Source organism: Bacteroidota bacterium (genome assembly GCA_037133915.1).
GTDB lineage: Bacteria > Bacteroidota > Bacteroidia > Bacteroidales > CAIWKO01 > JBAXND01.
On record JBAXND010000109.1, the window covers coordinates 1 to 3,401 of the forward strand.

At 45.8% G+C, this 3,401-nt stretch carries 2 protein-coding genes; both read right to left on the minus strand.

Annotated features, from left to right (window positions below; all coding sequences use genetic code 11):
* On the minus strand, window positions 1–2,532 hold a 2,532-nt coding region (locus WCM76_16785; GenBank protein MEI6767289.1), incomplete at its 3' end, for a hypothetical protein.
* Window positions 2,533–2,553: 21 nt separating this feature from the next.
* On the minus strand, window positions 2,554–3,105 hold the full coding sequence (locus tag WCM76_16790) for a hypothetical protein (protein MEI6767290.1): 552 nt from the start codon (window positions 3,103–3,105) through the stop codon (window positions 2,554–2,556).
* Window positions 3,106–3,401 lie beyond the last annotated feature (296 nt).

A 3,401-nucleotide genomic window follows, 5' to 3' on the forward strand; every position in this document is an offset into this window, starting at 1 on the left:
ATTTGTTGCGGTTTGCAAAATAATATTCTGTATTTTTATCGGACAATAGTGATAATTAATACTTAAAGTTGTAGGATTGGGTACCGGTACTGAAGGAGAAGTCGTGTTTGCTCCGTTTATTGAATATGGATATGAATTGCCGGCGTTTGCAGAGCCTCCATTACCTCCGGCACCACCAGACCCGCCAACACCGCCATAACCGCCTCTATACGCATCGCCGCATCCATCACAGCCTCTATTATCGCCACCTGCGCCTCCAGCGGCACCATTGCTTCCGTTGCCACCGCTGCTGCCCAGGCCTGCTGTGCCTGATACAATATTTGTATTGCTGATAGTTCCGGTACTCCCGGCTGTAGTGAGGAATATCCCGTAAGTGCTTCCACCACCTCTGCCTCCGTAGCCACCTGCGCCGCCGCCGCCGCCGCTACCACCGCCATTACCACCTCCACCTGAAGCATCACAACCTGTTGTATTATCGCCAGCGCCGCTGCCGCCACCACCACCCTGACCACCGCCACCGCCGGTTCCATTGGTGCCATAGCTTGGTAAAAAGTAACCTCCGGATGTTGTTGAAGCTATAGTTGTACCGTTGCTCCCTGCTGTGCCGTTCGCACCGGTTCCGCCGGTGTTTCCGTCGTAACATGATTGAGCTGCAGCGGCCCCGGCCCCGGAACCGCCTGCTCCACCGGATCCGCCACCTGTACCACCACTTCCGCCGGCTGCGCCAATTTGTCCGCAGTTTTCAGAATCACTTGCACCCTGACCACCTGCTCCGCCTGTGCCTCCACTTCCGCCGGCATTGGCACCACTGCCTCCTGCACCAACTGTTGTTTGAGTGCCACCACCGCAGGTCCTTCCATCAGTTCCACAATAATCATTTGCATTACATCCATTATTTCCTTTGGTTCCTGCACCACCAGTAGTACTGGCAGCTGCGCCTGCAGCTCCATTCGTTGCAGCACCGCTCGTAATTTTACATCGGGTAATGGAGTAACCCGTGCAGGTATTAATCCACACAGCATAATTTGATTTTCCATTTCCTGAACCTGTTGTTCCGGAAGCCGCGGTAGTATTTATGGTAAGATCCTGCAACGTCCATCCGGTAACGGAACTTGCTTTGATACCAACTACGTGTGCCACATCGGTACTGATAGTTTCGGCGCCTGAGAAATTAAGCGTTGTTACGGCATTGCTTTGTTTTGTCCATACATAATTACCGGCACTTGCTCCTGTTCTTGAATAACCGCCATCAACGGTAACACCGCTCTTCATGGCTAAAATCAGGGATTCATTGTAAGTGCCTGCATTCATGCGTATCACGTCGCCGGAAACGGCAACAGACATGGCTTTATTAAGCGTAAGGTAAGGAAAATCGGAATTATGAGTGCCTACTGCATCGGAGCCATCGGTAGAAACATAAATAAAATTGCAGCTTGGCATAGTTGATACCGTAATTACCTGCGATACGCAGGCAGTATTGTTGCATGTGCCTTCTGCCCGTGCATAGTATGTTGTAGTTGAAGATAATGCTGGTGTGGTATACGTGGTACCTCCTGTTTGTACCAGTGTTCCGCCGCAGCTACCTGAATACCATTTCCAGTTAGCATTGCTGCCAAGTGAACCACCAAACAAGCTAAGTGTGGCTGTACCGCCCGATGAGATTACGGATGCAGAGGTGCCCATGCTTGTGGGTGCCGTTGAAGGAACTATTGAATAATACAGGGTGCCTGTGGCAGTATTTGCTGCGCGTGAATAATTTGACAATTCAAGATAGTACCAACCCGTTGCTGGTGCTGTGTAAGTTAATGTTGAATTACCGACACCACTACAGCCGTCATCGCCGTTAGCATTTATAGTGTAACCGTCACTTGCATATAGTCTGAGGTAAGTATCAACGTTGCCGGGGCTTCCGCAATTCTTGAAATTATACATCACACCGGCTGTCAAATAAACCGACCATGACACAATAGTTCCGGAGCCGTATGCTGTGGATTGCTCAGTGCATGAGGGTGTGATAGCATTGGCAGTACCCGAATATTTCCAAGTGTATGAATACGTGATGGAATGGCTGGGATCAGCGAAAGTCCAGTTTGTATAGCTTGCGTTTGATGGCCATGCGTTTACCCTAAAATCGGTAGAAGCAACATCTCCGCTCCAGCGGCAGTCATCGCCCGAGTCGTAGGTACACCAATCACCGCCATCGTCTTCATAGGCATCAACCCTGGCAACAATAATATTTGCGGTATTTGAACGTGTTCCAATGGTTGTAAGCGTTCCGTAAGTCTGGTCACCACCGTCATTATTTGTAAAACAACCGGTGTATGATACACCTGCATTTATGTTATCGTAAAAGGCAGCATAGGCAAGGGCATATTCTTCGGCTGAAACCTCCCAGCAACCATTGTCATTATTGCTTGATATCTGGTTAAATCGCACCGTAAAGGTTGACTGAGCCATCTGTGCAGATAACCGAAGCGATAAGCCGGTAATTAATATCAGTGTGATAAAAAGGGGTTGTATTAATCTTTTCATGATTTGCAGATTTGGGTTCAATTATTTTGAAAAGGTATAGCGGAAAAAGAAATGCTGTCCTTCATCGGGTGCCGGTGCATCAATCACAATTTTAGCGTCCGATGATTCAATGAGGATAAAATCGTCGATGCTGCACGTTTCGCAGGTAATTTTAAGCTTGTTGTTAATTAGTTGAAACGGGAGCAGATGGTAATGCCTTGGGTCGCTTCGGTTAATGAAATACAATTTTTTTTCAGACATGCTGATTTTACCGTTGTACTTCTTGAATTCGGTTTTAGCTTCTTTTTTAAATCTTCTGATATCTTCAGCAGAATGCATTTTATCAATATTAACCACCTCAACTTTTTTAAGGGTGAGATAAGCGGATAAATCAGGTAAAGGCGGGTTCAGGGGAAACACTTCTTTAATAGTATCTGATTGTATTTTTTCAGTGATACCGAGTTGTTTATTTTTATCGGCCATTTCTTTTTCAGCTTGTGCCTTTAGTTCGGGAGTTGCATACGTTTGGGCATTAAGGGCAACTGTCCAAAATAAGCAGACAGCGGTGGATACAATAAGCGTTTTTACACTCATAACTAATATTTTTTATTTTCTCTAAATTCTTATTTCAAGATCTATTGCTTCACTATGCCATCAGGGCATTAATCAAGACAGTTTGAATTGCTGAAGCGCAAACAATGCCAGGCAAACGGCTCCATAGCCGAATGTATGGTCAGTATTAGTAGCGGATAAATTGTGTATTCCCTGATTCAAAAGCAAAAATATATTTGTTCCTTATAGTTTGGTCTATTAAGTTGAATCACGTAATTAAATTAATATCACTATTGTCCGATAAAAATACAGAATATTATTTTGCAAACCGCAACAAA